Source organism: Microaerobacter geothermalis, from assembly GCF_021608135.1.
Classification (GTDB): domain Bacteria; phylum Bacillota; class Bacilli; order DSM-22679; family DSM-22679; genus Microaerobacter; species Microaerobacter geothermalis.
The window spans coordinates 63,627-90,444 of record NZ_JAKIHL010000001.1 but is presented as its reverse complement, the minus strand read 5'-3'; the positions used below and the strand labels follow the sequence as shown (position 1 = coordinate 90,444).

The window sequence follows — 26,818 nt, the reverse complement described above, 5'->3', positions numbered from 1 at the left end:
GGCTAGGTTTTTCTGTATCGTTTATAATGAATATGGATTTTATTTCAAGAATATTGTTTCGGTAATTCCATTCCATTTGATTGTTACTTTCGTGGTTTCGTTATAGGATTCAACGGGGCCGCTTGAGGAACTTCTATGTGAGAATTCTTTTTTATCTGGACTCATAATAAAATTTATTTCACTATTCCCACTACTTATGGAATTATCATACGAAAATTCCAACTTTTTGACAGAAGAAATTTCTGATAGTTCGCCTTTGTAAGTAATCGTTAATTCCCTTTCGAAAAAACTTTTATATCCTGAAACTTGGTATTCCGCTTTCCAGTTTTCACCCTCACCTTTAAATGTTAAATATATAGTCTCTTCGCCATAATTTATCATTACAATACTGACAAAAATCAAGATAAAAATTGTGATAAATATGAATAAAATGTGTTTCGCTTATCTCGCCCCTATTAAATTCCTAATATCATCACCGCAACAATAGAGCATGGTCTACTTTAATACACCTGTTCATCACCACAAGAAGGCCATGTTCTATTGCATATTGTGCTGCTTTCTCATGATATACGCCCTGCTGCATCCATAATGCCTTTGCACCAATCTGGACGGCATCTTTAGCAATGGGTTCTACAAACTCGCTTCTCCGAAAGACATCCACAATGTCAACGGATTCTGGGATATCCGTTAATCTGGGATATGCTTTTTCACCTAAAACCTGAGTAACATTGGGATTTACTGGAATAATCCTGTATCCAGCATGTTGAAGAGCCTCCGCAATCATATAGCTGCTTTTTTCGGGATTATCGGATAAGCCAACGACGGCGATGGTCCTGGCAGATTTCAATAGCTGCCTCCGTTCTTCTTCTGTCGGATTTTGATACATGATCTCACCCTCCCCTTTCGTCACCCTTTATTTTCCCAAAAATCCTGTTCTTCAAACCATTCAATCAATCGGGCTAATGTCTCTGAAGAGAATCATTCCTTCTTAGCTTAAAGGTTCCTCTTGCAGTTGAAGTTGAATGGCTGGAAAGGGAATCTTTTTTACCTCTTCTAGGGAAATGCTGTCTTTTTCAGGGAGGACCGATAAACACTGATCAATAAATTGAATCACTTCATCAACATTGACCCCCCAATAGAAAGGCCTGTAGGGTAAGAGATACTGTTTGCCTGATTCCAACATCAAACGGGCTCCCTTTATATTGCCATATTCAAAATGATAAATGCCTACAGTCATTTGAAGCATCCCCTGAAGATACTTGTTCTGCTTTTGTCCCATCCATATCTCTTCAAGAAGATCATGGCACTCATAGTACTCTCCTTCATTAAATTTCTGAAAAAACAAATAATACTCCTCTGGGAAAGACATGATTCACCACCTATTTTTAATCGTTGTCTTCCATTATTTTACCACCACTTTCCCTATAGCTAACCGCGACCAAGAATGGAACAAAAGAATTGAGTGCAATCGCGATTCATGTGGTAAAATAATGGATGAAATCATTTAGAAAGGAAGACATCCATGTCATTATTCAACAATTATCCCTTATGGGCTTCATTATTGGCTATTTCCCTGGCCCAAGTCGTAAAAATACCAATCCATTATTGGGGAACCAGAGTTTGGAATGTGGGGCTGCTCTTTAGTACAGGGGGAATGCCTAGTTCACATTCCGCTGCTGTTACATCCCTATCTACAGCGATAGGACTTACTGAAGGATTTCAATCCGGACTATTTGCCGTCAGTTTAATTATAGGCCTTATTGTGATGTATGATGCTGCCGGAATTCGACGTCACGCCGGTGAACAAGCAGTCGTGCTTAATAAGTTGGTAGAAGAGTTTAATCATTTGGTAGAAGGCATGAAGACCTGGACCGTAAAGCCCAAAAAGGAAAAAAAGAAAAAATTAAAAGAATTATTGGGTCATCAGCCTGTTGAAGTTCTTATAGGCGGATTGTTAGGGATAATTGTAGCATTAGCTTTATACCCCATTACTTCATAATTCTTATACCCCATTTTTCAATAAACTAAAAAGAAACATAGTTTAGTGGGAATCTTAACTCCAACTGAAACTCTAGTTGTACCGCACAGGACGTGCAAATGTTGACAGTGCAACAGGACAAAGAAAAACCGTGGGATTTCGCCCATGGTTTTAGTTTATCGTCGGTAAAAAAGCCACTTGCCTTTCATTCAATTCTTCCAACATTTGATCCGTTACCTTCCCATTCCCCCGTTGAATAACCCATACGTTTACTTTTCTTTTTCCCCAAAGATTATATACATCTTCCTTGGTTTCAAAATATAGGTCTATCTTATTCCCTTTTATGGCAGATCCGATATCTGTTACAACGCCATATCCATAGTCAGGAATATAAAGAATCGTTCCTAAAGGAAATACAGATAAATCAGCGGCAATCGTTGAGAACTGATCCCTCTTAACCCTGACACCCGAATAAGTAATTCCATATTCAGGATGGGTGGGATCCTTTCCTGTGGATTCTACTCCAGCATAATAACCGGTTGCTACCACCTCAACCACAGGGAATCTCGATAATTCCTCGTCAGTTGGATGGGTTATGATAGGGATTGCCGATGTTTTAACTGACGCGAGACCCACAGGACTTTTGAAATCTTTTTTGTTCTCCTTGACAACGGCTATACTTTTATACGAATTGATTTCTTCTCTTCTTTTCTGTTCTTTTAGGGGTAGTAATTCCTTTTGTTCTACTTCCTTGTCACTTATATTCAGGGTGTACTTTTCTTTTATTATCTGTTTCATCGGAGCTATTTCTATAGGGTTGGCAAAAACATATACCGCATATAACAGTACTCCCCAAAAGATAAAGCTGGAGAAATACTTGAAACGGTATGCAAGATTTGACATTAAAAAAACCTCCTCTCCTTACTTTTCTCTCCAAAAAAGAGAATTTCTATACATAAGGAGAAAAAGGATTTTGTTAAAACATGCGATAACCCCTTACCCGAAGCATTCGAATAGCAATTCCGCTAAATAATGCGCCAAGGAGTCCTGATGATAAAATAATTACATCCACCGTAAGGAATGACCCCTTCTTAATAAATAATCCCAATACGATTGCTGCATAAATGATTAAAGGAAGCCAAGTGGTTTTTACCAGCATATTTAAAATAAATCCGACTCCAAATGCCAAAATAAAAAATAGTGGGATAGAAATAATTAACTGGATCACATTCATGAAATCACCTCACCCGTATCCTTGTTCATTCTCTTCTTCAATAGTGTACTTCATTGTGCAAATATGGTCAATTTCAACATTTCCACAGGGGAATTGTTTGATATCCAGATCATTTTTCGTTAAAATGAATCTGTTAGTATAATTTAAGGAGGTATAGGTGATGCGTCCACAAATGGGCGGAAGACCTGCCATGACCGAAAAGCAGCAGCACGGAAGTCTTCCCACACAATACGTAAATTTCGTTTTTTTCAAAGTTGATCCAGCTTGGCGAAGGCTCCCCACGGAGGAGCAAGAAATGGGAAAAAAAGAATTTGCAGACGTGATCCGTCTCTACCAGCAGCGCGAGGGAATGATGATTTTAAGTTACTCCTTAGTAGGGATACGCGCAGATGCAGATTTCATGCTATGGAGAATTTCCAAAGAGTTGGATCTTTTTCAGGAAATGATGACAAAGCTTTTACATACAGGATTGGGTAAATATGTAACCCTTTCTTATTCATATTTATCTTTAACCAAAAGAAGCGTCTATGTCGATAAAATGGATCCGCAGCACCAAAATCCAAGGGTTTATATTGTTCCGGGAAAGGGGAAATATCTTTTTGTTTATCCCTTCATTAAAACCAGAGATTGGTATCACCTGACATTCCCGACAAGACAAGGGATGATGGATGAACATATTCAAATCGGTGGCAAGTATCCATCTGTCAAGTTAAATACTACCTATTCATTTGGAATCGATGATCAGGAGTTTGTCGTTGCTTTTGAAACGGAGTCACCAAAAGACTTCTTGGAATTAGTACAGGAATTGCGTGAATCAGAAGCCAGCAAGTATACATTGAGAGATACCCCCATGTTTACTTGCATTCACCATCCTGAAGCAATGGATATGTTAAATACCCTGTAATACGAAAAAGAAAACTCGCCAATGGCGAGTTTATTTCTTGATATTATTTTCACATGGTGAATAATTTGTCTTTTTTCCGGTTCCCTGGCAAGAAGCACAAGTTTCTGAACCGCCCAATAATAATTGATAATATCCATTTCCGTTGCAATATTCACAAAATTCTTCGGCCAATCCCTGGTTTTTCATTTTTCTCACCCCTTTGCATCCTAGTATCTATAAATTCGAAACTTATTTCAGGTAATATATCAATTATACTGAAAATATGCAAAATTGTTTTTCGCCCGAAATTAAGCGAAATTTAATGATGTAAGCGAATACATATGCTTTTTTCGCCTATTTTCATTCACTTTCATCAAAAAAATAACCGCTGAAATCAACGGTTATTTGCGCTATTGTTAAAATTTACCTTTCTTTAGCACAAGAGGTATTCCGCCAATCATATATAAATAGCGGTGATCAATTACTTTTTTCATCACATATGCTGTAAATCCGAATAATTTCCTTTTTCCTACCACCCCAACCGCTTCCCCTCTGCCAAGGGATGCGACCGTTCCACGAATATGAGGAATAAATGGAATCAATTTGCCTCCTCTGATCTGAGCCGTTAAGTTCTTCCCACAATTTTCTCCCTGCTGGGTAGCAATTTGGGCTGTTGGCGGATAAGGACGCCCTTCTTCATTAAAAATTAAGGAACAATCCCCTATGATAAATATATTCTCATGTCCTGGAGGACGTAGAAAATCGTCAACCTTTGCCCTTCCCCTTTTGGTTTCAAATCCTGATGTTTCAATCAGTGAGTTTCCCCTAACCCCTCCTGTCCAGATCACCGTTCCCGCTTTGATCTCATCTCCATTTGCCAAAATGACACCTTGATCCGTACACTCTTTTATAGCCGTATTTACTAAGAATGTAACCCCTTTTTTCTCCAAAAGATCAATGGCATATCTCACTAGTTCCTGGTCAAAACCAGGCAATGCAGAAGGAGAGGCTTCAATATTAATGATTTTTACTTTTCCCGGGTCTACATCAAATTCTTCACATAATGCAGGGATTCTGTCTGCCAATTCTCCGACGAATTCTATCCCGGTAAAGCCCGCACCACCTACTACAAAGGTAAGACATTCTTCACAATCAGGTTCATTGTTATATTTAGAAAACATGTACTCAATATGCTCTTTTATCATTCGAACGCTGTCGATGTTTCGAATACTTAAAGCATGTTCCCTTAAACCCTTGATTCCAAAGGTTTCTGGTTCACTTCCCAAAGCAATGACTAAATAATCATAAGAAAGCTCCTGTCCGTCTTCAAGCAATACAAGATTTTGATCGGGCTTAATTTCCTTTACAATCCCTTCAATAAAATTCACTTTTTTTTCATCAATCAATTCTTTAATGTCAATCTTTATTCGTTCATGATGTGCAGTACCTGCTGCCGGTTCATGTAAATGGGTGGTAATATAATGATAATCATGTTTATTTACAAGGGTAATTTCCGCTTCATTATAACTAAGTTCCCTTTGCAAATGAACCATCGTCATAAGTCCGCCATATCCTGCTCCCAAAATCAAAATTTTTGGAACCATCATCTCCATCACTTCCAATCTAAAATTTTTCCCTTCCGATATCTTTACGGGTATTTTTCCATACAAACCGATTAACCAAACTGGTGTCCTTTTTCCTATTCTAATTCCCCAAACTTTTAAGTTTTGCAAATTTTTTCTTGTGAAAATTATCACAATCACGGTAGCAATCTTTCCCGTAATTGGGATAAAAAATATTAAATGTTCACAAAATGTTCATATTCTACTTCTAGTATAGGGGGTTTAACACTATATTGCAAGTGAAAAATAGCACAAATTTGTTTGAAAACATCAATTAAAGGAAAAATCTTTAGAATCATCCTGAAAAATCACCCTTTTATTCCTCGTCCGGTACATTTATAATGATAAAGGATTATCTTAACGGCAGATAAGTTATAGGAGGTGGAGTGATATGTCAACACAGTTGAACCGTGATGAAAAAGTGTATGATATCACCATAATCGGGGGAGGTCCTTCAGGGCTTTTTGCAGCTTTTTATGGAGGAATGCGGCAATGCAGCGTAAAAATCATTGAAAGCATGCCACAATTGGGCGGACAATTATCTGCTCTTTATCCAGAAAAATATATTTACGATGTGGCTGGCTTCCCAAAAGTACGCGCTCAAGAATTAATTAACAATTTAAAGGAACAAGCTCTACAATTTGATCCTGCCGTCGTTCTGGAGGAAAAAGTATTAAATGTGCAAAAAAACGGAGAAATATTTGAGCTTACTACGGATAAAGGAATCCATTTATCGAAAGCCGTTATTATTACTGCAGGATGCGGAGCCTTTGAACCAAGGAGACTGGAACTGCCTGAAGCAGCAAAATATGAAGGCGTAAATCTCCATTATTTTGTTGATGATCTTAATTCCTTCAGCGGCCAAAGGGTTCTTGTTGTCGGCGGCGGAGATTCGGCTGTTGATTGGGCCCTGATGTTGGAGCCTATTGCAAAAGAAGTCCATTTGATCCACAGAAGAGACAAATTCCGTGCCCATGAACACAGTGTTGAACAGCTGATGAAATCAAGAGTAAATATTTTGACCCCATATGAAATTGAATCCTTAGAAGGGGAAGAAAAAATTGAAAAAGTGACTGTCTATCATAATAAAACTAAGGAAAAACAAGTATTAGAACTGGATGCAGTCATTGTGAATTTCGGTTTTATTTCTTCCATAGGTCCGATCAAAGAATGGGGATTAGAGCTGGACAAAGGTTCTATTGTCGTAAACTCCAAGATGGAAACCAACATCCCTGGCATTTATGCAGCCGGAGATATTGCCACTTACCCCGGTAAAATTCACTTGATTGCCGTAGGATTTGGTGAAGCACCAACAGCAGTAAATAATGCCAAGAGCTACATTGATCCAGACGCAAAAGTGCAGCCAGGACACAGCTCAAGCATGAAGATGTAACCATACACCTTTAAAACCCTCTGTTGAATTTAGCAGAGGGTTTATTTTTTTTCATCTTTGACACACTATAGATGTACAGATGGAACTAATGAATTTACACGTCTGCCAGTCGAGTTCGGCGAGAAGTTATTAAGTCCGCTTTGACACTAAAGAACGAACCCCCAAAAACATCCGGGTAACTCGATGATGGAGTCAGTTTGAGGGCTAATTCCCGTTCTTTAGCCTCTCCGCTTAGCACGAACTCGAAGGCTGTCCTTAGTAAATTCATTAGTTCCATCCATCGATATTTTTGGGAGATAAGTAGCAGTTTTGCAGGGCATTGGAAACTTGCTTTTAGGTGGAGGATGATCATTGATGAGAACAGCGATAAACACTTTGTATACAATTGGATTGGTTCTGGTTACCTTTATTGTTCCTGCATCCCTGATTATGGCTTCGGCAGGAACGGACTGGTCCCTTATTGGACTGATATTCGGAATTGCCAGCTTTCTTCTTTTGGGAGGCTATGTGGCGTATACTTTATATTTGGGCAACTTAAACAGTTAGGGTGGGAGGGAATAAACGGTGACTACCTACCTATGTCCTCTTTGCAACGGTCTGATTGAATTACATCATCGCTGTCCCAAATGTCAGAAGGAGATGTTGGATAAGGGGAGATTGGGAGATTTTTTTGGTCCATACAGCGCTTATTTAGAAATAGATACAATAAAAAATTCAAATGGCCATCTTGATCTAATGAATCATCAATGTATTCATATTGCTGCTTGTCCGAACTGCCATTATACTCAGCAAATCGCCATGAATGAACAACTTTTTATATAAACAGCAATCCAAACTCATGGTATACTCTAAAGTATATATCATAATTTTTTGAGGATGGGATTATACCATGACGCGTATTGCTGTGATTGAAGATATTCTTCTTGTTCGTTATTATGTAAAAGAGATTTTGGAAAGTGTTGGATACGAAGTGGACGATTATCCATCAGCAGACATTTTTTTTCTACAAACGTCACCAGAATACTATGACTGTATTATTTGCGATATTTTCATGCCTGGATTATTAGGTTGGGATACAATAAAAAGAATTAAATCAAGCAGCCATTCCCATACTCCAATCATCGTCATGTCTGCGAAATCAGACCGAGAAACAATTCTAAAAGCCATTTCCCTTGGTGCTTCAGATTTTATTGTGAAACCCATTCAAAAGCAGCCATTTCTCCACCGGGTAAAAAAGATTCTGGATCTTTCACACAAATTAAAGAAGAAGATTCCTAGAAGGGTAACCCTAAGCCTCGATCAATTGCTTGAAATGGAAAAATTCAGATGCGATCGCAGCAGTGAACCTTTTTCGCTGATTAATATGGATATTACAACTATAGAAGATAAATTGACTAATGAAGAAATATTTTTATCCAAACAGGAATATTTCGAGAAAATCTATGAACTCATTCAACCTAAACTAAGGAGGATTGATCTTATTCTCCAATTTGAAGATGAATTATTCATCCTGTTACCGATGACCGATCATCAGGGAGCCCAGGTTGTTATAGAGAAATTGTGGCATACGGTTTATGTATTTACCCAGGAACATCCATATTACCTTATGGAAATAGGAGCTGCTTCTTATCCTACTGATTCGAAAGAGATAGATGATTTGGTTAGATTTTCTAAACTTTCAAGAAAAACAAAAAGAGAATGAAAACAAAACGCCGGAATTCGGCGTTTTTAACATTCTGTAGGATTACCTGCTTCTTCTTTTGTTCTAAAGGAACTTCCACAACCGCAAGTAGCAACGGCATTTGGATTATGGATGGTAAAACCCCCACCCATCATGGATTCCTTATAATCGATTTCTACACCTTCTAAATACTTAGCACTGGATGAATCAACTAGAATTTTTACTCCCTGCTGCACAAACTCTTGATCATCATCTTGCTTTTCATGATCAAATCCCATTCCGTATGAAAAACCACTGCATCCTCCAGCCTTCACACCAACTCTTAAAAATAAGTTTTCTCCCTCTTCGGAAGCCATTAATTCCTTAATTTTTCGTCCTGCCTGTTCAGTAACTGTAATCATAACCTTCCCTCCTTCGGGTTATTGTTAGTGTAAAACCCCTCTTATAAAGTATACAAGGAAATTTTTTGTTTCACAAGGTTAAAACCTATTTGTACTATTTATATGCTGTTATTCGTTTTAACTCATAAAAGGAGGGATTTTCCTTTATTTTGTCTGTCCATCGCAAAGAATTTTTGGGTTTAACAACTTTCCGTCTTTGTGAATGTTGTATGTAGAGAAGCATATTGTGAAGCTTATCGATTTGCTTGCTATATTTTAATACTGTTGGATCTGTTAGCCCCTTTTCCTTACCTAAATATTCCATCTTCCGACGCAATATTTCAATTTTCTCCATAATAAATTTCTCCAACTTATTCCCCTTCTATCGATAACCATAATTTTACTAAATCACAGATCATTTGGAAATAGCAAAAATTGGCGAATTTTGTCAACGAATTGCCCATTTCACCATAAGAGTTTTATAATGGGTTTAGACATGGTTGATTTTATATAAATCGCCTGATTTTATTAGGGTTTGAGGAGGAATAATAAAATGAATATCTTCACGAAAGAATGGGCACCCACCAAAGAATTGTCCGCGATCGCTGAAAAGGTGGCAAATGGAGAACGGCTCACCATAGAAGACGGAATGACTCTTTATCAGTCATCTGATTTATTAACTATCGGACAACTGGCTAATCAAATCAACCTGAAAAAAAATGGGGATAAAGTTTATTTTATTCAAAATATGTATATTAATCCGACCAATGTTTGTGAAGCAAGCTGCAAATTCTGCGGATTTAAGAGAAGGCCGGAAGAGGAAGGGGCCTATACCATGTCTCCCGAGGATGTGCTCCATTATGTAAAGGAACGCTGGAACGAACATATCCGAGAGTTTCATATTGTGGGAGGCCATAACCATACCGTCCCCTTTGATTATTACGTGGAAACTATTCGTGTACTGAAACTAAATTATCCAAGTGCAACGATTAAAGCATATACTGCTGCTGAGATTCAATTCTTCTCTAAAATTTCTGGACTAACGATACAAGAGGTTCTTTCTGCACTTATTGACGCAGGATTGGAAACATTGCCTGGAGGAGGGGCAGAAATTTTAACGGAGAACTATCGAAAAAAAATGAGCCCCGATAAAGCAAGTACCCAAGAATGGCTGGATGTTCACAAAACAGCCCATCAAATGGGCTTAAAAACCCATGCCACGATGTTGTATGGGTCTATTGAATCCCTTGAAGAAAGATTGGAGCACATGATCCGATTAAGGGAACTTCAAGATGAGACTGGAGGATTTATGGTTTTCATTCCTCTTGCGGTACAACCCATGAGCAAGTCTGCATCTATTAAAAGAAGAACTTCTGCTGTTGATGATTTGAAAACCATCGCCATCAGCCGTCTCATGCTGGATAATTTCCCTCATATCAAATCTTACTGGATTAACATTGGAACTCAATTAGCCCAATTATCCATGTCATTTGGTGCTTCAGATATCCACGGAACACTTGTTGAAGAAAGAATCAGCCATGCGGTTGGAGCTTTAACTGATTCTGCCCTTACAAGGGATGAATTGATTTGGTTAATCCAAGGTGCAAACAAGATTCCAGTGGAGAGGGATACATTTTATAACGAACTAAAAATTTACGACAAATAATTGGGGGTGCCCATGCAGAAAAATAACTTTATCAATTCGATTCCCTTCTTTGCTGATCTACCCGAAGAAAAAAGGGAGGTGATTCAGCAGCTAGTCGTTGAACAAAAAGTGGAAAAAGGAACGATCATTTTTTCAGAGGACGATCCAGCTGAAGCCATCTACTTCGTTATCGAAGGGAAAGTTCGTTTAACCAAATCCACCCCTGACGGAAAAGAAATTATCCTTAATATTCGTCGCCCAGGAGAGCTATTTGCTGAGGTTGCCTTATTTGCAAAGGATAAGGCAACCTATCCGGCGACTGCCCAAATGATGGAAACCGGTGTCATCTCCTTCATCCGAAATGCCTCCTTAGAAAAATTAGTATACGAAAATCCTGATTTGGCTATTACTCTCATCCAGGTAATGGGAAATCGGCTGCGTACCGCACAAACCATATTACGGGATGTGGCCTTATACGGTAAATTAGGAGCTTTTTCAGCCACTCTCCTTCGTTTGGCAAATGACTATGGAATAACAACAGATGAAGGTCTTCAAATAAACCTCAATTTGACTCATCAGGACTTAGCCAACTTTATTGGGACATCCAGGGAAAATATTAACCGGATGGTGAGCGATTTAAAACGGAATGGTATTCTCGAAATGAAAAAAGGAGTCCTAGTGATTAAGGATATGGAGAAGCTTAAGGCATTTATAGAATAATTGGGTATGGAAGGATCCATGATTAATAAAACCGGGAATTCAACTCATACAGTTGAATTCCCGATTTATTGGAGCATTTAAATGATGCAGCAATTTTTACGCTGCTATCTTTTTTGTCTACATTTCCATAGAGCAACAATTAAAGAGATTACTCCCAATGCAAAGAGATAAGCACCCGTTAAAAATCCCGTATAAGTTACGAAATTTGCAAGTTGGTTCTGTCCAACCATCGGAGGAACAAAGGGCGGGATTTTAATCGGCGCAGTTGGAGCCAGATTGGTTCCAAAGGTTTGCAACCAATGATAAATATCATAAAGTCCATAGATACCAAAGATGGTGATAAGCACCAAAGAAATCATTCCCCAGCGGACTTTTCCTATCAATGAGGTAATCAAAACCATAAAGGCTAAAAGACCTATAAGAATTGGAAGAAACTTAAATTCCGGAAACTGTTCCTCGGTAATTTCTTCCATACCTATATAATGATTTAATGTGTTAATAATATCAATTTGTCCATCCAATTTGGTCGGATATACCAAAATCTTGAGTCCATCGGGATATTGTGGTGCGGTTAGCGTCATTCCCCACCAGGGGAAGAAAATAGACAAAACAAGAAATATGGCACTAACCGCAATTACCCATCTGCCCGTTCCATTCAACCTCTGTTTTAAAAACTCCATTAGAAGTTTTCCTCCCTTCAACCTGCTTATGCATCGTGAATCGACTCATGGATCTGTCAATCTTAAGTTCCGCTTCTATCACCAAGAAGTAAGAATCCTTAAGGTAGTTAGCCACCGGATAAATGGAAAAGAAGAAGGAATCCCATACAAGATTCCTTCTTTCTCCTTCACATCACTTAAAACATTACTTGGGTTCAACCAACAAAAATCCTTGCATTTCTTGATGCAGAGCGGAACAGAAGTTGGTGCAGTAGTAGGGGAATACTCCTGATCTATCTGCTACAAATTCCATGGTCTTGGTTTCGCCAGGCTGAATTTCCATGTTCAGATTATATAACGGAATACCGAAACCATGGGTAATGTCTTCGTCAAGGTCAATGTTAGTGACGTGAACTGTAACTTTATCCCCTTGTTTTACACGAATGACATCTGGTTCTGTTTCACTCTTTCCATTAAATACGAAGCGACTTCTGACAGCATATCCATAGACGTGAACTTCATCACCATTGCGTTCAATCCGTGCATCTTCCTTCTTCCAAACGGAGTTAGGTCGATTCACATCTTTTTCAAATACTTCTATGGTCTTGATCTTATCTGCCTTGATCATCTGAGCATAGTGAGGTTCTGGATCCACTGGAGCACTATAAAGCACTTCCATCTTTTCTCCTCTTAGATCAATCAGTTGCATACTTTCGGGGTGGGAGGGACCCACTGAGAGATAGCTATCTTTGGCAATTTTGTTTAGTGCAACAATATAGTTTCCATCTGGTGATACAGTATCTCCTTCAGCAGCTACTGAATGCCCAGGTGCATACTGTACTTGAACCTTATCCGTTACTTTCCATTCGCCAATTTTCCACTTTGCGATGGCGCTGTCCAAGAACAGAGTGGTAAGAGCAACACCATCAGCGCCAAACTGGGTATGGAGCGGCCCAAGTCCAACTTCTACCTCTGCTTCTTTTACCGTATCGTAGTCAATCACTGGCAACCCTCTGACTTCTCCGGTAAACTTCTTGTTCTTGATAGCTTCAAAGGTCTTTTCAAAACTGTATACGGTAACCGTTGGAGCTAATTTTCCACTTCCAACATAGTATTTTCCATCAGGAGTCACATCAACACCATGGGGGCTCTTAGATACAGGTACCAAAAATACATAACCGGGATTTTTCACCGGATCAAATACTTTGGCCCCGCCAATTTCTTCAAAATTGCCATTGGCAACTTCCTTCTCAATTCCTCTCCAGTTTAAAACAACGATATAGTCACGGTCATTTTGAGATGCGCCCACTTCAATGGTTGTATATGCTTCTTCGGTGTTGTAGGTGGAAAGAACAGCCCATCCATCAGAAGATTTTTTACCGGCATCGGAAATATCATAGGACCATGGGGGCAGCATCACTTCCCAAGCTGTACTCAATTTTTCAGTTTTCTCATCAAAGGAAATGGCAGCAAGGACTCCTTTATATTTCTCTTTAAATTCTTTGACATCAGCATATTGTCCGTCAACTGGAGCCGCAAAACGGGATGGCATAAAGAAATATTCTGTATTCGGTGTTACGAAGGCTGCACAGTGTGGCCCCATTATATTAGGAATCGGACCAAGGATGTCTTTGGTTTGAAAAGTCTTCAAATCGATGACAGCCGCTCTGTTATTGGCATTATCATTGGCAAATAGCCACTTGCCGTCATATTCTCCATCGGTTTCAGAAATAGCGGGGTGATGTAGGTCTCCCCATGTATATCCACCCAACATTTCCTTGCTGTCCTTATCAAAACCATAACCAGTGGCTGATTCTGGAGTAAACACCGGAATAGTTCGAATCCTTCTCATGGAAGGTACGCCATACACATAAAGATTACCCGAATGACCTCCAGAGGCGAAAATATAATATTCATCCAACTGCCCAGGGGGTACATAGGTTTTTTCAGCCGCAGTATTGGCTGCCGTTGTAGAAGATGTAATATTATTCGTCACTTGATTTGGACTAACGAAAAAGATGCTTGCGATCAAAATTCCAACCAGCAACCCGGATACTAATGGGAATATCCAACCCTTTTTCTTTTCCATACTCACTTTTCCCTCCCATTTGGGTTTTTCACTTGCATTTCTACCATTATTTTTCTACTTCACTAAGCAATTTTACAATCGTGTTCTTCTCTTCTTCTGTTAACTGAATAGCTGAACTTAATACAGCAGACATAACCACACTATCGGGTTTATCCAGAAAAGCTTTTAAGTCTTTTCCATAGGCACTTTCCACATGTTCCACAGCACCAGATAAATCAGGTCCCTGTTTTCCTCCAGTTAATCCATATGCATTAACAGAATGGCAGGTCGTGCATCCCTTGTCGGCAAAAATTTGAGCTTCAGGCACCGTAGCTTTTTGTGCCACTTCCGTTGCTGATTCTTTAGCCGGTTCTTCTTTTGCCGGTTCTGTTTTTTCTGCAGGCTGTTCATTTACTACCTGAGTGGTTGTCTGAGTATCCTTACCGATATACTGACCTAACCCCACAGTAACGACTAAGCCTACAATGAGTCCAATGGCAAAAAATCCAAGCCATCTACCCACTCTCTTCACCCCCCCAAAAAAGTAGTATATTAAATTCACTTAAAGTAGCACCAATGTATCATCTTTTCGATACTGTAGCAGTACTACTTCAGTACAAAAAATAGTAGCACCTTAAACAAAAAGTTTAAATATATTTGTATCAATGTTCACAATATATTCATCATTTGAATTAATTACAAATAAAGTATCCTTTTGTTTTTGCATGCATTCACCGGTATTGGATCGTCATCAAAGAAAGCGATATATCAGCTTCAATTCTAATATTAAATACCGGTTTTTAATAAAAGTGTGATATATATCACATTGGTGATGGTGTTCACAATTTGTTCATAAACTATAGAGAAACTATTTTCTTTTCTTAAATAGTGAAAACTCACCCTATCAATAACAAATGGGTATATCCATTGGAATATACCCATTTCCCATTTTGACCTTTTTTTGAACTTTTATGATTTAACTTTATTATAGATCTGGAATTAAAGATTTACACGTCCGCTTGTCGAGTTCTTCAGGAAGTAATTCAGATCCGCTTCAAAGTCTAAAGAACGGAGCCCTCAAAAACATCTGGGTATTTCAAAGGTGGAGTCAGTTTGAGGGCTAATTCCCGTTCTTTAGCTTCTTCGCTTAGAACAAACTCGAAGGCTGTCCGTATAAATTCTTTTATTCCGTCTATATAGCTAATAAGAAAGGGCTCGCCAATCGGCGAGTTTTCTTTATAAGCTATCTTTGTATCCCTTGGGGATGTAAGTGCAGAATGGCTCACTTTCCAAATAATCTCCTGACATGGCATAAGCCCTAGCCCTAGACCCACCGCAGATATTTCTATATTCGCAAACTCCGCATTTTCCTTTAAATCCACTGGGATTTCTTAGTGCCTGAAATACGGGGGAATCCCTGTAAATGGAAGATAAACTTTGTTCCCTTACATTTCCGCAGTTAATAGGAAGTAGGCCACTGGGATAAACATCTCCAATATGGGATATGAAAACAAATCCATTCCCATCATTCACCCCTTTCGGAGCTCTTCCCAGTCCGTCTTTTGTATGCTGTTTACCCGTCATCACTTCAGAAAAGGTACGTTCAACCCCAGGGTTTTCTTCTTTCTTGCGCTGCAATACAACTCGTCTGTAATGTTGAGCCGCCGTTGTTTTAATGTCAAAGGGAACCCGTTTGCTTAAATCGTATAACCAGTTAAAAACCTGTTCATGCTGCACGGGTGAAATCATGTCTCCTTCCTTCCCCCTTCCTGTCGGGACAAGGAAAAAAACACTCCACAACACGGTGCCCATATCTTCCAGTTTTTGAGCAATGTTGTCCAAATCATCAATATTGTATCTGGAAACCGTTGTATTAATTTGTAATGGAATTTCCAATTCTTTCAAATATTGAATCGCTTTCATCGTTAAATCAAAGGAACCGCTCGTCCCGCGAAAACGGTCATGGATTTCGGCAGTGGAGCCATCTAAACTGAAGGCCCATCTTGAAAGTCCCACTTCCTTCGCCCGCTCAATGGCTTTTTTCGTTACCTTGGGAGTGGCACTTGGAGTCATTGACACCCTTAAACCGATGTCGATGGCATATTTGGCCAAATCATAAATATCTTCTCTCATAAGGGGGTCTCCACCGGTAAATACTAGGAGGGGATAATCCATGGCAGCAATTTCGTTCAGCAACTTCTTTCCTTCTTCAAAGGTAAGCTCCCTGGGGTCTCTATTATATTGTGCTTCCGCTCGGCAATGGAGGCATTTGAGGGCACACGCCCTCGTCACTTCCCAAATCGCAATAAAAGGAGACTGATTATAATCTCTGTTTCTATTTACACCCTTTATATCAGGAAACTCTTCTTGACCATCAAAAAAAATATTAGACATATCCAGACGACCTCCTTTTTACACTATTTTAATGTGAAAAAATTCATCAAACTATGACATAAATCACAGATGATTCTCGCAAGTTATTTTACACTATGATTAAACAATGTTTCTATGTTACTTAACTAAGGAACACCCAAGGAGGTGATATTAGCTGGAACCTGTGCTTGATTTTCTGAAAAGATTACCAATTTGTAAAGAATTAAGCCATGAAGACGTGGAGCGCATCGCCCAACTCACCACACCGCAGGAATATAAAAAAAGGCGGCAGGTTTTTTTGGAAGGTGATCCTTGTACCCATCTTTTTTTCGTCCAAACCGGTCTGATCAAAATTTACCGGATTGATGATAAGGGAAGGGAGCAGATTTTATCCTTTATTCCAAAGGGGGACCTATTCCCCCATACCGGTCTTTTCTTCAAGGAAACCTATCCGGCTAATGCCGAGGTTCTGGAAGACGCTGTTCTTTTATCTTTTCCGCTACTATCTTACCAGAAACTGATGGCGGAAATTCCTCAATTATCGGTCAATGTGACAAAAATTTTGGGGAACAAAATTTTGATGCTACAGCGCCGGGTCACAGAACTTACCCACAAAGATGCGGTACAACGAACAATCTCCGCATTTATTCATTTGGCCATTGATCATGGTAAAAGAAACGATAATCAAGTCACTTTACAGCTAAATGTGACCAACCAGGAGATTGCCGACATGATCGGCATATCTCGGGAAACGGTAAGCCGAACCTTAAACCAGCTAAAGAAGATGGGAAAAATCGATATTCGAAACGGTCAATATATTATTTATGATATTGAGGATTTAAAAGAGATCAATTAAAAATGAAACGATCTAACGTATTGGAGGAATGATCATGGAACAAAAGAATGTTGTTGAACTAGATGTGCGTCCGCTATTAAGGGAGAAAAAAGAACCCTTTCAAGTGATTATGGAAACCGTAAGTCAGCTAAAACCAGAAGATACCTTTATCCTGCATGCCATCTTTAATCCGGTCCCCCTTTTGGGAGTGATGAAAAGCAAGGGCTATGATTCTAAGGTAGAGCAACTGGAAGAGGATCACTTTGTAATTACCTTTACAAAGGCAGGGTAAGATGATGGCTCATTATGTTTTGGATAACCGGGGCTTAACCCCACCGGAGCCGATGATTAGGACTTTACAAAAATTGGATGAAATCAATGCAGGAGATACTTTAACCATTATAAATGACAGACAGCCGATGTTTTTGTATCCGGAATTGGATGAAAGAGGCCATACCCATGAAACGGAAAAACAGGAGGATGGCAGCTTTAAAATTACCATTACGAAAAGAGGGTAAATGATGATGTTTCCAGCTGCTTCATCAGCAAATTCCCCAGATATAAAATTGCCGCTTAAGTTTCTGGTGACCGGAGTCATCGCCTTTTTCCTTTTAAATTTTCTGTTCTTCTGGGCAATTCCCGCCTTTGGCACCGGCAATTTTCGAGGGCCTGTGATGTGGACAGTTGCCCACCTTACCCTCCTTGGTTGGGGAACCATGATTGCCATGGGGGCCATGTATCAGTTGGTCACTGTGGCTTTTCAAGTCCCTTTATACAGTGAAAAATTAGGCACAATCCAATATTATATTTATACCATCGGGGTCCTTGGACTTTTATGGGGATTTTTTTCGTTTAACCCTTTCATCCTTAATTTATTTGGTTTCCTCGCCTTTCTAGGGGCACTGTTGTTTATCTACAACATATTTAAAACGATTGGGAAAATGAGCAAGCAGACCTATATTTCCGCCTTTGTTTTGTCGTCAGTCAGCTATCTTTTCCTAACCGTTTTATTAGGGCTGATCCTTGCACTAAATTTAAAATGGTCTTTTTTAGGCTCTTTGTACAATCGGTTATTTCCTATTCATATTCTTCTAGGTCTGATTGGTTGGTTTACCCTTTTGATCATCGGGTTTTCATTTAAGATGGTCCCTATGTTCACCCTATCCCATGGTTTTTCAGAGAAATGGCCCCGCTGGATCCTTACCCTATTCCATGGAGGGATTATTTCCACCTCTATATCCCTTATCTTGGAGGAGAAATTTTTTATCGTGATTGGCCTTATTCTGATTGCAGCAGCATTTTTCTTTTTCGCTGTCCATGTGAAGGGTATCATAAGTAAAAAAATGAAGAAAAAACTTGATATCGGAATAGAAACCTCACTTAAGGCCATCGTGATTGGTTTGATCCTTTTTATCCTCTTTCCTGTTTCATTGATATGGTATGGGGAAAACAAACTGATCCTCACCTTGATTTATTTGTTCATTTATGGATGGATTTCTCTAAGTATATTGGGATATCTGTATAAGATTATTCCCTTTTTATGGTGGACAGCCAAATACAGCACAGAAATCGGGAAGAGCAACGTTCCCCAATTAAAGGATTTGATCAGCGAATCCTTAGGAAAAAAAATCTTTTTATTGGTTATCATAGGAACAATCGGCTTTTCCATTTCAATCCTCACAGGGTATTCGTCCATTCTTTACCTGATGCAGTCCATTACAATGGTCGGTGTCATCCTCTATACCTATTCGGTTCTAAATGTTTTTCGAAAATAGTTTGGATGAAATCCGTTCGTATAGAATTTTTTTTGGGAGGTTATAATATGGTTACAGAAGAAATGGTCCGGGAGAAATTGTATGACGTATATGATCCGGAATTGGGAATTAATGTGGTGGATCTCGGTTTAATCTACGGCATTGATTTAGTTGAAGACGGAAAAAGTGTAAATATCACCATGACCCTTACTACACCCGGATGTCCCCTCCATGATAGTATTAGCAGGGGAGTTCAAAATGCGGTACAGCAAATTCCCGGGGTGGAATTGGTTCATGTCGATCTGGTCTGGTCTCCCCCATGGACGCCAGAGCGAATGTCAGAAAAGGCAAAACAGCAGCTTCAAGGCTGGTAAAAAGATAGCGGAATCACGATTTGTAGAAAAAGCGGTGGTTGTTGGGAATAAGACTGGCACAAAAGAAGACTGCCCCTCAGTAGAATTCATATGCCTATGGGGCAGCCTCTTTTTCTCTATTATGGTTGTAAAGGAGTGTAATCTACATTTTCCGTGTAATTATTCCCTGCATTCCAAATCAGAAACTCTTTAATTCCCGCCTCATTTAAAGCGCGAATCTGAGCCTCTACTTCACGTTTTCCATAGGAAATGTAATTTCCCTGCCCAAGCCAAGAAGCGGTGAAATCTTGAATCCACGGCCTTGAAATCGGCGGATCAGACAATTGACTTAACTTTTCTTTTTCCACCTTCGCATATTCCTGAACCAAACGATAGGGTTCTTTATCAGGTTTAGCAATTCCAAAATAAGAGGTCCAATGGCTTGGATAAATCATGGATGAAATCACATCTACTTGATCACTGATCCTCACAAAGTCTTGGCCAATGCCAGGAGCCCCGGCAGGTAAGGTGGCAGTATAACCAAAGATATCAACGGAAACCTTTACACCCAAAGGCTCGAGCTCCCTTTTGGCATAGGCAACAAAATCAGTAACCGCGTCAACCCTTAGCTGAACCAGACGTTCTTTATTGCTGAAGTTGGGTTCCTTGGGTTTGCTCTTTTCAAGATTTTTTAAATCTTCCTCTGTCTTATCCCACGCTACTTTCGCTTCCTTTATCTTTTGTTCAATTGCTTCAAGTTCATTCTGATCTTTGTTGCTTTCAGTTTCAGCAGACTGATTTCCACTCGGTGTATTATTATGAACGTTTGCATCTTCCGTATTACTTTGATTGTTTGCCTTCGCAGCATTTAATTGACTCACTGCTTCATCATAGATTGCCTTGGCTTTATCCCGTTTTTGAGACAATTGGGCAAACTGCTTCTGGTAAGCCTCCATCTTTTCCTTATACTCAGCTTCCAATTTTACAAACCTTGTAGGGGTCTGATTTTCATAGCTCCCTAGAGAGTATGTAAGAGATTCATCCCGTCTTTCAAATCCTTCAGGAAAACGAACATAATCGAACTGAATTTCTTGGAAGCCCAACTTTGCCGCTTCCTTGGCTATTCCGATATTATAATCCCAAACTTCCTTAAGAAAAGGATTCACAAAGGCTTCACCCCTGCCATTGGTCCATAAAGCTCCATTGGAAGAAATATAGGAAAGGTCCGGTCTCTTCTTGGCCAATACCGTATCCTTGAATACAACAATCCTTGCGATTGGATAGATGTTATTTTCCGAAAGAGTTTTTAACACAGATTCAGGATCTTTGATCAATGGCTTTCCCGCATCAACATAGGGAGTCCCCTCTGGAATATAGGTTACATTTCCCCAATCATCCTTTATATCAATGACCATCGCATTTAAATCTGATGATTTTACCAACTGTACCAACGTGTCAAATCTTGACCCTCCTGCCGAATTGCCAGTTACATAGATCCCCCTTACGGCATCCGGATAAGTAAATTTTAACGATGGATTGGCTGGACCAGCAGGTTCAGAAACAGGTTGTTCATCTAGTGGGTCATTATCCGGGTTGTCAACTGTATCGTTCTCTGCAGATGTTTTGTCTGATCCGTTATTATCCGGATTCTCCTCGGGCTGTTGATTGGCTGGTTCAGAAGGGGAAGCCGGTTCTTTGCCCGCAGAAGGATTTTCTTCTACAGGTTCCGAGGGGGTGTTGGCGCATGCTGCAATGACAGAAAATACCAGAACAAATAGAAGTGGAAATAATAAGGTGGTCCATTTTTTTCTCATTCTGTTCTCTCCCGTTAGTAGATTCCTTTTTATTTTACATGTTTTTCGCAAATAAAAAATATATTTTTACAAAAAGAAAAAAATGGATCTGAAATTTCCACTTACAACCGGTCCCAAAATAGTAATTCCATTTCATTGCTGTACTTCATTCAATCTTTAAAATGCGTTTTTTGTTCCCTGTAATGACTTATATCTCCGTGGAGTAAAATTGAAGAGATTCCATTAATGATCTCGACCTTACTTAAACAAGCTGGGTGAATATAAGGGGGATTCCATAAATCTTTTATGCTTCTCTTTTCAAAATGTGCCATAAGTAACTTTACAACAACTGTATGAGTGGATGCTTTTCCCACTGTTAACTTCCACGATATCAAATAACTTATTCAAGCAGCGATTTCTTATCTCTGTGAACTACTCACCACTTAACGTGTCCACTAATATCTGCATTTATCAGTTGATTTTGATTGGTGCGAAATAGTCCTCTCTCTATTCGTCTGTTTTTGTTGTAATATTCATCTGTACAAAGCGTTGAATTGGAATTTGGACAAAGGTTTTTATTGGATTATGCTGTTTGATCTCTTTGATCTCGCCAATGACGATTTTCCCCACTTGATAGGTTTTTGCTAGCTCGATTATTATTCTGCTTGCTTGATGGAGATAATTCTGAAGGATATGATGTCGTTTGATTCGTAATTTCTGAATATGTTTGTAATCAGTCAGCATTCATCTCCCACTTATAGAAGATGGGAGTCTTCTGCTAAGTATGGAAACATGAGATTAGAAATAAGATAGAAAGAAATATGTTGGCAGCACTAGCGGAGAATTGGCTTTTCCCTATTTAAATAGAGGGTGGATTCATACTGTCCTCCCAAGCGGATATCCTTCTTCTTTCGGTCCATACTCCAATATGAATAACTGATGTCCAATTCTGTCATCGTTTTTATCAAATGAGGCGATTCTTCAAATAATTCCTGTCTCAATGAATGTTCCTTTACCAGATTCATTCTCTTCTCCCTCCCCCTCATATTGATATACTTTCATTATATATTATTTTTTTCAAAACTATCCAATACTTTGCGAGAATTTTGTTAAAATTTTTCGACATTTTTGTGATTGGAAAGTTTTGCTCGAAATAAAAAGGTCCGGATCATCTCCAGACCTTCTTAGGGGAAGGTATATGATGCTAATTTTCAGGATTAACTCCTTAATCCCTAGTATACGGAAAATTTTATATGAGAAAGTGATATATATCACAATGTCGAAAAAATTTTTACACTATACTCACCTTATAAAAGGTATATACCTTGTGCGCGCGCATAACTTTGTGAAAATGAGGACATTAACAAAACTGGAGGGAAAACAAAATAATGGCTCCACATGTTAAAACCATTACTCCTACAACAAAAAAAACACTTTTGAAACAGGTATTGATCGTTACACTGATTCTCTCCTTTACCGTTCTTATCGCCGGAGGACTTTGGATCTTTAAAACCATGGCTCCACAGCCAGGAACCATTCAAACGACAAATGGCCAGGTTGTAAGTACGATTAAAGAAATTAAGGGAGGCCAGGCGGTTTGGCAAAAATATGGATTAATGGACTACGGGTCCGTACTTGGACAAGGCTCCTATTTAGGACCTGATTATACCGCTGAAGCTCTCCATATTCTAACTCAATCCATGCAAAACTATTATGCAAAAAATGATTTTGGAAAAAGCTCCTTTAACGAACTTACAGAAGAACAAAAAATAACGGTAAGAGAAAGGGTGATCGAGGAAATAAAAGAAAACCGTTATAATGAGGAAACCGATGCGTTGGTCATCACCGATGCACAGTTTTATGGTCTTCAAGAAATCAGAAAATATTATGCAGATATATTTACAAATGGGAATGGGAATGGCATTTTACCTGGGCTGATTAATGAAGGGGATATACCTGAAACTGACAGAGCTTGGGTAGCAGAAGGGGACCAGTTAAAGCAGATCTCTGACTTCTTTTTCTGGACTGCTTGGCTTTCTGCAGCAAAAAGACCAAATGACACGATTACTTATACCAATAACTGGCCTTATGACTTGGATGCAGGAAATACCATGCCTTATTCTGCCATCTGGTGGAGTGCGGCAAGTACCGCGCTTCTTATCCTATTAACTGCTGTTATACTATATTTCCATTATCGTTATCACTTTGGAATGCAGGAGGCTTATGAACCGGATAAATTTCCAAAAATTAATCTGCAGAAACTACCCCTTACTCCAAGTCAGGTGAAGTCAGGAAAATACTTTACTATCGTTGCATTACTGTTTTTGATCCAAGCTGGTTTGGGAGGACTTTTAGCCCACTATTATATTGACCCCGATTCATTCTACGGACTTGATTGGATTGTTAATCTGTTACCTTTTAACATAGCTAAAACCTATCACCTGCAGCTAGCTATTTTCTGGATTGCAACGGCTTGGTTAGGAATGGGCGTGTATGTCGCTCCGATCATAGGAGGAAAAGAACCAAAAAAACAGGGGCTATTGGTTAATATTCTCTTTTGGGCCTTAATAGTTCTGGTAGGCGGCAGTGTCATTGGAGAGTGGTTAGGTGCTAAAGGTTATCTTGGGAACTTGTGGTTCCTCCTTGGTCACCAAGGATGGGAATACCTAGAGTTAGGGCGTCTATGGCAAGTGGTTCTCGCTGTCGGTATGTTGATCTGGCTATTCATTGTTTTCCGCGGAATGAGAAGCGGCCTTCGTGCGGAGACTGATAAGGGTGGACTCATTCACCTGCTCTTCTATGCTTCCATTGCTGTCCCAGCCTTTTATGTATTCGCATTCTTTTACAATCCTGGCTCCAACTTTACCTACTCCGATTATTGGCGTTGGTGGATTATCCATCTGTGGGTAGAGGGAATATTTGAAGTATTTGCCGTTGTGGTGATTGGCTTCCTGATGGTCCATCTAGGATTAGTTACCAGAAAATCAACCCTTCGTGCCCTTTATTTCCAGTTAACCATACTTATGGGAAGCGGTGTCATCGGAATCGGTCACCACTACTACTACAATGGATCTGCAGAAATATGGATTGGTTTGGGGGCCGTATTCTCAGCATTGGAAGTGATTCCGTTAACTCTCCTTATTCTTGAAGCCTATGACCAATATAAAATGATGAAGGCCGGGGGCGTTGATTTCCCTTATAGATCAACCTTCTGGTTCCTGATTTCAACTGCCATTTGGAATTTGGTGGGTGCCGGTGTTCTCGGTTTTCTCATTAATTTACCAGCAGTGAATTACTACGAACACGGTTCCTATTTAACACCAGCCCACGGCCATGGATCGATGATGGGTGTATACGGGATGTTTGCGATTGCCGTTCTTCTCTTCTGTCTGCGAAACATCGTGAAGCCGGAAACATGGAATGACAAACTGCTCAAGATCTCATGCTGGGGACTTAACATTGGTTTAGCCGGCATGATTATCGTCACCCTATTGCCTGTGGGTATGATTCAGATGCAAACGGCCTTTGAAAGTGGATTCTGGGCTGCCCGTGCAGCAGACTTTTATAACATACCAATCGTAAATAAACTTCTTTGGATCAGAGTTATCCCAGATACCATCTTCATCTTGTTTGGTGTGGTACCACTCGCCTACTTTGCTGTTAAATCTTTGTTTCACCTTCGTAAGCCCAATAGAAAAGAAGGAGAAAATCTGTAATAGAACAATGATCATACCCACACTTACAATGATCATTCAATGACTCTAATCAGGGATCGTATCAGCGATTCCTGATTTTTTATTTCAGCTTTTTTCCATCTCTTTTTAAACGATTATTATTTTTATTTAATTACCACATTCAAGTAATTTTCTTATTAGAATTGTAACAATCTGTTCACATTTATGCCCTCCCTTTTAGTGGCCGTCTATGTCTATCATCCAATTTTCTTTAATATATTTTTTAATTTTATCCAACAGTTCATCGGGAGTACTGGCAGAAATGAGTTCGCCTTCAACGAGGGCATACGGATTTTGAAAACATTCGCCACAGTTTCCCAAACACCCGTATTCCAAAATGTCCACATCTAGATCGGGATCATTCTCCAAAGCCTCTAATACTTTATACGTCCCTAATGCTAAATTACTTTGGCAAATTTCCACAAGGGGTTTCATGATCTCACCTCAAATTTCGTAACTGCCTAAATCTTCTTTTCTCCAACTACTATTATAGGTGATTTTCCTTATACCCTCAAAACCAAATAATCCCCCGTTGACAATTGAGTAACGTCCCCTTTTAAGGCCTTGGCAATGTCCAGCGTTATATTTTTTTTCTCTTCTTCATCCTTGGCTAAAATACATAATGCCTTTCCATTTAATATCCTATTTTTCTCAGTAGTCACGACCGCCAAAATTTCATAATTGGGAAACACAGAAGATTCACGGCCCATACTACTTCCCTCCAAACAGATTGGTTTTCATAACCCTGTGACTTTTTTTAATGGTTTCCAATAGAGGGGATTTTTTTACCACCTCGATCAATGCATCAATATCCTTCTTTATAGGTACCAAGGTAATAATGATCCTTCCCTGTTCATATTCTTTCCTTGAAAAATGATAACGCTTCACACCCAAAGCCTTAGTCGCCTCAAATAAAATGGCTTGACGCTGCCCGAAATGATCAAGGGCAATGCGAAAATGATCCTCCCTTGGGTTAATAACCACTGCCATCCCTTCTTTTTTAAACATTTCCTGGGCATTATCGGTACCTAATAAATTGCTGACAAATACTCCGTTTACATAAAGTTCGGTTCCTTTTACTTCCACTTTTCCCTCTTCAACATCAGCGATATCTCCAACAGTTTTCCCTTTTGAAAATCTCTTAAGGATATAAACCAGAAGCAATCCTGTCACCACACCCACCGATATGTTGATCCAGTCTTCTTCGCTCGTTGTAAGCTGCATGCTAATCGCCGTACCCAAGGATACCAGTAACGAAAAATAATTTCTTGATTCAAAGGTTTTGGCAATTCCATCAATATATGCATCGCCGCGAAACGTATACTCGGTACTTTCCAGATCTTTTAAACTCTCTTTTTCCATCTTCCGAACGTCCCGGAATTGTTGAATGGCAAGGGTGAGAAAGGTAACCGCCACAAAATTTTTGGTTAATAGTGCCGGGATGGCAACCGCACCCAAGGCCGAAGCAATAAATCCGGTAACTAGATGAATAAGGTATCCATTCGGATAGGTAGGATACTGTCTGTAATCTTCTTTAATCGTCAACCACCTGGCCAGGGTGCCCATGATGATTGCCGTCAAAATAAGAACCAAAGATTCGTGGTCCAGCATCCCCTCTGGCTTCACGAAATATCTCCTCCTTTTTGTTTGACTAAAACGATATGTCCACATATTTAGTATGTCTTCCAAAGATAAAAAAATAAGCCCGATTCA

The 26,818-nt window shown here is 39.4% G+C and carries 33 protein-coding genes; 14 read left to right on the top strand and 19 right to left on the bottom strand.

All coding sequences use genetic code 11. The features are described from left to right. Positions 1-39: 39 nt before the first annotated feature. The 3 genes from L1765_RS00490 to L1765_RS00480 all read right to left on the bottom strand — a co-directional run bounded on the left by L1765_RS00490 (position 40) and on the right by L1765_RS00480 (position 1,369). Positions 40-402, bottom strand: a complete 363-nt coding sequence (locus L1765_RS00490; protein ID WP_236403168.1) for a hypothetical protein — start codon at positions 400-402, stop codon at positions 40-42. 70 nt (positions 403-472) lie between these two features. After that, complete coding sequence (locus L1765_RS00485) at positions 473-886, bottom strand: CoA-binding protein (RefSeq protein WP_268928591.1); 414 nt, start codon at positions 884-886, stop codon at positions 473-475. 102 nt (positions 887-988) lie between these two features. After that, positions 989-1,369, bottom strand: a complete 381-nt coding sequence (locus L1765_RS00480) for a DUF309 domain-containing protein (protein ID WP_236403163.1) — start codon at positions 1,367-1,369, stop codon at positions 989-991. Between the two features lie 153 nt (positions 1,370-1,522). Between L1765_RS00480 and L1765_RS00475 the strand changes: the two genes are divergently transcribed. Further along, positions 1,523-1,999, top strand: a complete 477-nt coding sequence (locus tag L1765_RS00475; RefSeq protein ID WP_236403160.1) for a divergent PAP2 family protein — start codon at positions 1,523-1,525, stop codon at positions 1,997-1,999. Positions 2,000-2,149: 150 nt separating this feature from the next. On the opposite strand, the gene L1765_RS00470 is transcribed toward L1765_RS00475, so the two are convergent. Continuing rightward, positions 2,150-2,881, bottom strand: coding sequence for a 3D domain-containing protein (locus L1765_RS00470; RefSeq protein ID WP_236403153.1), 732 nt, complete (start codon positions 2,879-2,881; stop codon positions 2,150-2,152). 73 nt (positions 2,882-2,954) lie between these two features. Next, entirely contained in the window at positions 2,955-3,212 is a 258-nt protein-coding gene (locus L1765_RS00465) for a YuiB family protein (RefSeq protein WP_236403151.1), read from the bottom strand. A 160-nt stretch (positions 3,213-3,372) separates the two neighbouring features. Here L1765_RS00465 and L1765_RS00460 point away from each other — a divergent pair, with 160 nt between their 5' ends. Then, on the top strand, positions 3,373-4,116 hold the full coding sequence (locus L1765_RS00460; protein WP_236403149.1) for a chlorite dismutase family protein: 744 nt from the start codon (positions 3,373-3,375) through the stop codon (positions 4,114-4,116). A gap of 30 nt (positions 4,117-4,146) precedes the next feature. Here the strand turns inward: L1765_RS00460 and L1765_RS00455 are convergent, their stop codons facing one another. Further along, entirely contained in the window at positions 4,147-4,302 is a 156-nt protein-coding gene (locus tag L1765_RS00455) for a YuiA family protein (RefSeq protein ID WP_236403965.1), read from the bottom strand. Between the two features lie 209 nt (positions 4,303-4,511). Continuing rightward, on the bottom strand, positions 4,512-5,702 hold the full coding sequence (locus L1765_RS00450; RefSeq protein ID WP_236403958.1) for an NAD(P)/FAD-dependent oxidoreductase: 1,191 nt from the start codon (positions 5,700-5,702) through the stop codon (positions 4,512-4,514). A 406-nt stretch (positions 5,703-6,108) separates the two neighbouring features. On the opposite strand from L1765_RS00450, the gene L1765_RS00445 reads away from it, so the two are divergent. The 4 genes from L1765_RS00445 (at position 6,109) to L1765_RS00430 (ending at position 8,812) form a co-directional block, all read left to right on the top strand. Continuing rightward, positions 6,109-7,110 carry an NAD(P)/FAD-dependent oxidoreductase gene (locus tag L1765_RS00445; protein WP_329609970.1) on the top strand — a complete coding sequence of 334 codons (1,002 nt, stop codon included), beginning with the start codon at positions 6,109-6,111 and terminating at the stop codon, positions 7,108-7,110. A gap of 351 nt (positions 7,111-7,461) precedes the next feature. Beyond that, positions 7,462-7,656, top strand: coding sequence for a hypothetical protein (locus L1765_RS00440; protein ID WP_236403147.1), 195 nt, complete (start codon positions 7,462-7,464; stop codon positions 7,654-7,656). An 18-nt stretch (positions 7,657-7,674) separates the two neighbouring features. Further along, positions 7,675-7,932, top strand: a complete 258-nt coding sequence (locus tag L1765_RS00435; RefSeq protein ID WP_236403146.1) for a hypothetical protein — start codon at positions 7,675-7,677, stop codon at positions 7,930-7,932. Between the two features lie 67 nt (positions 7,933-7,999). Next, on the top strand, positions 8,000-8,812 hold the full coding sequence (locus L1765_RS00430) for a response regulator (RefSeq protein ID WP_236403144.1): 813 nt from the start codon (positions 8,000-8,002) through the stop codon (positions 8,810-8,812). Between the two features lie 26 nt (positions 8,813-8,838). On the opposite strand, the gene erpA is transcribed toward L1765_RS00430, so the two are convergent. Together erpA and L1765_RS00420 are read right to left on the bottom strand one after the other, a co-directional pair. Then, the gene (gene erpA, locus L1765_RS00425; protein ID WP_236403142.1) at positions 8,839-9,192 is read right to left on the bottom strand and encodes an iron-sulfur cluster insertion protein ErpA; all 354 of its coding nucleotides are present in this window, start codon (positions 9,190-9,192) and stop codon (positions 8,839-8,841) included. Positions 9,193-9,286: 94 nt separating this feature from the next. Then, positions 9,287-9,526 (bottom strand): aspartyl-phosphate phosphatase Spo0E family protein, encoded by a 240-nt coding sequence (locus L1765_RS00420; protein ID WP_236403137.1) that lies wholly within the window; start codon positions 9,524-9,526, stop codon positions 9,287-9,289. 198 nt (positions 9,527-9,724) lie between these two features. Between L1765_RS00420 and mqnE the strand changes: the two genes are divergently transcribed. Then, positions 9,725-10,837: an aminofutalosine synthase MqnE gene (gene mqnE / locus L1765_RS00415; protein WP_236403136.1), complete on the top strand. Its 1,113-nt coding sequence runs from the start codon at positions 9,725-9,727 to the stop codon at positions 10,835-10,837. Between the two features lie 12 nt (positions 10,838-10,849). Further along, on the top strand, positions 10,850-11,536 hold the full coding sequence (locus L1765_RS00410; RefSeq protein WP_236403135.1) for a Crp/Fnr family transcriptional regulator: 687 nt from the start codon (positions 10,850-10,852) through the stop codon (positions 11,534-11,536). 104 nt (positions 11,537-11,640) lie between these two features. Here the strand turns inward: L1765_RS00410 and L1765_RS00405 are convergent, their stop codons facing one another. From L1765_RS00405 to L1765_RS00390, 4 genes are all read right to left on the bottom strand, one after another. Beyond that, positions 11,641-12,216 carry a hypothetical protein gene (locus L1765_RS00405; RefSeq protein WP_236403134.1) on the bottom strand — a complete coding sequence of 192 codons (576 nt, stop codon included), beginning with the start codon at positions 12,214-12,216 and terminating at the stop codon, positions 11,641-11,643. 184 nt (positions 12,217-12,400) lie between these two features. Continuing rightward, the gene (nosZ, locus tag L1765_RS00400) at positions 12,401-14,284 is read right to left on the bottom strand and encodes a Sec-dependent nitrous-oxide reductase (RefSeq protein ID WP_236403133.1); all 1,884 of its coding nucleotides are present in this window, start codon (positions 14,282-14,284) and stop codon (positions 12,401-12,403) included. Positions 14,285-14,330: 46 nt separating this feature from the next. After that, positions 14,331-14,786: a c-type cytochrome gene (locus L1765_RS16045; RefSeq protein ID WP_236403130.1), complete on the bottom strand. Its 456-nt coding sequence runs from the start codon at positions 14,784-14,786 to the stop codon at positions 14,331-14,333. A 713-nt stretch (positions 14,787-15,499) separates the two neighbouring features. Beyond that, on the bottom strand, positions 15,500-16,657 hold the full coding sequence (locus L1765_RS00390; protein WP_236403128.1) for a TIGR04053 family radical SAM/SPASM domain-containing protein: 1,158 nt from the start codon (positions 16,655-16,657) through the stop codon (positions 15,500-15,502). A 163-nt stretch (positions 16,658-16,820) separates the two neighbouring features. Here L1765_RS00390 and L1765_RS00385 point away from each other — a divergent pair, with 163 nt between their 5' ends. The 5 genes from L1765_RS00385 to L1765_RS00365 are packed head-to-tail and all read left to right on the top strand — an operon-like array spanning position 16,821 to position 19,599. Continuing rightward, positions 16,821-17,492 carry a Crp/Fnr family transcriptional regulator gene (locus L1765_RS00385; protein ID WP_236403125.1) on the top strand — a complete coding sequence of 224 codons (672 nt, stop codon included), beginning with the start codon at positions 16,821-16,823 and terminating at the stop codon, positions 17,490-17,492. 34 nt (positions 17,493-17,526) lie between these two features. Then, entirely contained in the window at positions 17,527-17,763 is a 237-nt protein-coding gene (locus L1765_RS00380; protein ID WP_236403124.1) for a DUF2249 domain-containing protein, read from the top strand. Between the two features lie 4 nt (positions 17,764-17,767). Then, positions 17,768-17,989: a DUF2249 domain-containing protein gene (locus L1765_RS00375; RefSeq protein ID WP_236403122.1), complete on the top strand. Its 222-nt coding sequence runs from the start codon at positions 17,768-17,770 to the stop codon at positions 17,987-17,989. A 3-nt stretch (positions 17,990-17,992) separates the two neighbouring features. Continuing rightward, positions 17,993-19,246 carry a hypothetical protein gene (locus L1765_RS00370; RefSeq protein WP_236403120.1) on the top strand — a complete coding sequence of 418 codons (1,254 nt, stop codon included), beginning with the start codon at positions 17,993-17,995 and terminating at the stop codon, positions 19,244-19,246. A gap of 47 nt (positions 19,247-19,293) precedes the next feature. Further along, positions 19,294-19,599 carry a metal-sulfur cluster assembly factor gene (locus L1765_RS00365; protein ID WP_236403118.1) on the top strand — a complete coding sequence of 102 codons (306 nt, stop codon included), beginning with the start codon at positions 19,294-19,296 and terminating at the stop codon, positions 19,597-19,599. A gap of 119 nt (positions 19,600-19,718) precedes the next feature. Here L1765_RS00365 and L1765_RS00360 read toward each other — a convergent pair whose 3' ends face one another. From L1765_RS00360 to L1765_RS00350, 3 genes are all read right to left on the bottom strand, one after another. Further along, the gene (locus tag L1765_RS00360) at positions 19,719-21,392 is read right to left on the bottom strand and encodes a putative glycoside hydrolase (protein WP_236403116.1); all 1,674 of its coding nucleotides are present in this window, start codon (positions 21,390-21,392) and stop codon (positions 19,719-19,721) included. A 486-nt stretch (positions 21,393-21,878) separates the two neighbouring features. After that, a complete protein-coding gene (locus L1765_RS00355; protein WP_236403115.1) occupies positions 21,879-22,115 on the bottom strand; it encodes a hypothetical protein in 237 nt (78 codons plus the stop codon). A gap of 89 nt (positions 22,116-22,204) precedes the next feature. Continuing rightward, positions 22,205-22,396, bottom strand: coding sequence for a hypothetical protein (locus tag L1765_RS00350; RefSeq protein ID WP_236403112.1), 192 nt, complete (start codon positions 22,394-22,396; stop codon positions 22,205-22,207). Between the two features lie 363 nt (positions 22,397-22,759). Between L1765_RS00350 and L1765_RS00345 the strand changes: the two genes are divergently transcribed. Beyond that, the gene (locus L1765_RS00345; RefSeq protein WP_236403110.1) at positions 22,760-25,087 is read left to right on the top strand and encodes a nitric-oxide reductase large subunit; all 2,328 of its coding nucleotides are present in this window, start codon (positions 22,760-22,762) and stop codon (positions 25,085-25,087) included. A gap of 195 nt (positions 25,088-25,282) precedes the next feature. On the opposite strand, the gene L1765_RS00340 is transcribed toward L1765_RS00345, so the two are convergent. The 3 genes from L1765_RS00340 to L1765_RS00330 form a co-directional block, all read right to left on the bottom strand. Beyond that, complete coding sequence (locus L1765_RS00340) at positions 25,283-25,540, bottom strand: DUF1450 domain-containing protein (protein ID WP_236403109.1); 258 nt, start codon at positions 25,538-25,540, stop codon at positions 25,283-25,285. Positions 25,541-25,608: 68 nt separating this feature from the next. Beyond that, positions 25,609-25,815: a capping complex subunit for YIEGIA gene (locus L1765_RS00335; protein ID WP_236403107.1), complete on the bottom strand. Its 207-nt coding sequence runs from the start codon at positions 25,813-25,815 to the stop codon at positions 25,609-25,611. A 1-nt stretch (position 25,816) separates the two neighbouring features. After that, positions 25,817-26,731, bottom strand: coding sequence for a YIEGIA family protein (locus L1765_RS00330; RefSeq protein WP_236403106.1), 915 nt, complete (start codon positions 26,729-26,731; stop codon positions 25,817-25,819). Between the last annotated feature and the right edge of the window lie 87 nt (positions 26,732-26,818).

Coding starts and splice junctions, on each gene's coding strand:
- L1765_RS00455 (WP_236403965.1), bottom strand. CDS start 4,302: ATGAAAAACCAGGGATTGGCCGAAGAATTTTGTGAATATTGCAACGGA.
- L1765_RS00370 (WP_236403120.1), top strand. CDS start 17,993: ATGATGTTTCCAGCTGCTTCATCAGCAAATTCCCCAGATATAAAATTG.
- L1765_RS00485 (WP_268928591.1), bottom strand. CDS start 886: ATGTATCAAAATCCGACAGAAGAAGAACGGAGGCAGCTATTGAAATCT.
- L1765_RS00345 (WP_236403110.1), top strand. CDS start 22,760: ATGGCTCCACATGTTAAAACCATTACTCCTACAACAAAAAAAACACTT.
- L1765_RS00360 (WP_236403116.1), bottom strand. CDS start 21,392: ATGAGAAAAAAATGGACCACCTTATTATTTCCACTTCTATTTGTTCTG.
- L1765_RS00450 (WP_236403958.1), bottom strand. CDS start 5,702: ATGATGGTTCCAAAAATTTTGATTTTGGGAGCAGGATATGGCGGACTT.
- erpA (WP_236403142.1), bottom strand. CDS start 9,192: ATGATTACAGTTACTGAACAGGCAGGACGAAAAATTAAGGAATTAATG.
- mqnE (WP_236403136.1), top strand. CDS start 9,725: ATGAATATCTTCACGAAAGAATGGGCACCCACCAAAGAATTGTCCGCG.
- L1765_RS00355 (WP_236403115.1), bottom strand. CDS start 22,115: ATGCTGACTGATTACAAACATATTCAGAAATTACGAATCAAACGACAT.
- L1765_RS00365 (WP_236403118.1), top strand. CDS start 19,294: ATGGTTACAGAAGAAATGGTCCGGGAGAAATTGTATGACGTATATGAT.
- L1765_RS00375 (WP_236403122.1), top strand. CDS start 17,768: ATGGCTCATTATGTTTTGGATAACCGGGGCTTAACCCCACCGGAGCCG.
- L1765_RS00430 (WP_236403144.1), top strand. CDS start 8,000: ATGACGCGTATTGCTGTGATTGAAGATATTCTTCTTGTTCGTTATTAT.
- L1765_RS00420 (WP_236403137.1), bottom strand. CDS start 9,526: ATGGAGAAAATTGAAATATTGCGTCGGAAGATGGAATATTTAGGTAAG.
- L1765_RS00335 (WP_236403107.1), bottom strand. CDS start 25,815: ATGGGCCGTGAATCTTCTGTGTTTCCCAATTATGAAATTTTGGCGGTC.
- L1765_RS00470 (WP_236403153.1), bottom strand. CDS start 2,881: ATGTCAAATCTTGCATACCGTTTCAAGTATTTCTCCAGCTTTATCTTT.
- L1765_RS00460 (WP_236403149.1), top strand. CDS start 3,373: ATGCGTCCACAAATGGGCGGAAGACCTGCCATGACCGAAAAGCAGCAG.
- L1765_RS00480 (WP_236403163.1), bottom strand. CDS start 1,369: ATGTCTTTCCCAGAGGAGTATTATTTGTTTTTTCAGAAATTTAATGAA.
- L1765_RS00380 (WP_236403124.1), top strand. CDS start 17,527: ATGGAACAAAAGAATGTTGTTGAACTAGATGTGCGTCCGCTATTAAGG.
- L1765_RS00445 (WP_329609970.1), top strand. CDS start 6,109: ATGTCAACACAGTTGAACCGTGATGAAAAAGTGTATGATATCACCATA.
- L1765_RS00350 (WP_236403112.1), bottom strand. CDS start 22,396: ATGAATCTGGTAAAGGAACATTCATTGAGACAGGAATTATTTGAAGAA.
- L1765_RS00475 (WP_236403160.1), top strand. CDS start 1,523: ATGTCATTATTCAACAATTATCCCTTATGGGCTTCATTATTGGCTATT.
- L1765_RS00390 (WP_236403128.1), bottom strand. CDS start 16,657: ATGTCTAATATTTTTTTTGATGGTCAAGAAGAGTTTCCTGATATAAAG.
- nosZ (WP_236403133.1), bottom strand. CDS start 14,284: ATGGAAAAGAAAAAGGGTTGGATATTCCCATTAGTATCCGGGTTGCTG.
- L1765_RS00410 (WP_236403135.1), top strand. CDS start 10,850: ATGCAGAAAAATAACTTTATCAATTCGATTCCCTTCTTTGCTGATCTA.
- L1765_RS00340 (WP_236403109.1), bottom strand. CDS start 25,540: ATGAAACCCCTTGTGGAAATTTGCCAAAGTAATTTAGCATTAGGGACG.
- L1765_RS00465 (WP_236403151.1), bottom strand. CDS start 3,212: ATGAATGTGATCCAGTTAATTATTTCTATCCCACTATTTTTTATTTTG.
- L1765_RS00405 (WP_236403134.1), bottom strand. CDS start 12,216: ATGGAGTTTTTAAAACAGAGGTTGAATGGAACGGGCAGATGGGTAATT.